The organism is Microbulbifer echini, from assembly GCF_041447225.1.
Lineage (GTDB): Bacteria > Pseudomonadota > Gammaproteobacteria > Pseudomonadales > Cellvibrionaceae > Microbulbifer > Microbulbifer echini.
This window is the reverse complement of record NZ_JBGMEL010000053.1, coordinates 1-842: the sequence shown is the minus strand read 5'-3', so window position 1 is coordinate 842 and position 842 is coordinate 1. Positions and strand designations below refer to the sequence as shown.

Sequence of the window (842 nt, the reverse complement as noted above, 5' to 3'; positions counted from 1 at the left end):
TCAATTTACCCGTTAGCGAAAAGGATTTTCAACATCAGAATCGGACAAGAACAACCATACAAGCAGCGGCAGTGCGACAGCCAACACTACGCATATTTGGTGTTACTCGCTGCGCTCAAACATTAACACAAAATCTGCTCCGCGTTGGCTGCGCCTGCGCTGGGCGTTAAATTATTTTGACAATGAATATATATCGAGTTCACACGTTGTCTTTGTACGGAATGAGTCTTGCTTTTTGTGCTGGATTTGTTGTTTCGTCTTTTCATGATGGTGATGTAGGGCCGGCCGCAAAGCTATGGTTCGTGGCTTTTTGCATTTACGTCCCTATCTATGTGGCAAAGGCTAACGAAAGCGGTTCAATTCATGTGCCTGCGTCAGGTGGTAGCTTTGATGTACTTAAAGGAGAAAATATTGTAGGTTTTCGGCTTACTCAGTTTATCTATTTGGCTATTTCAATTGTGGGGTTCGTAGCATCTATCAAGTCATATATTTAACAAGCCGCTCAAACAACGTTCCGGCCGCAAAAGGCGCGGCCTCCACTGGACTCACTACACTGCGTTTCGTTCGCCGTTTAGCGGGGCGTTATGTGATTTGAGAGAACGCAATGAAAGCCTTATCATTTTTAATAGTCCCTTTGGTGCTTTCTTCAATTAATAGCCTTGCTTCGGAAGCAAACCCAATTACGCAGATCGACAAATTTTTAAAAAGGCATATGGACGAAATAAGAAAATCCGAAAATCTGGTCGGTCTTGGTGCGGTAGTCATTCAGGACAGCAAGATCATTGGACTTTCGGTTAGCGGCGAGCGTAAAAAAGGCGATGGTGTTCTCGTCTCACAGCAGG

1 protein-coding gene is annotated in these 842 nt (G+C 44.5%); it reads left to right on the top strand.

Annotated elements, in window-relative coordinates; genetic code table 11:
- Window positions 1–604: 604 nt before the first annotated feature.
- On the top strand, window positions 605–842 hold a 238-nt coding region (locus tag ACCI51_RS19415), incomplete at its 3' end, for a hypothetical protein (protein WP_371845082.1).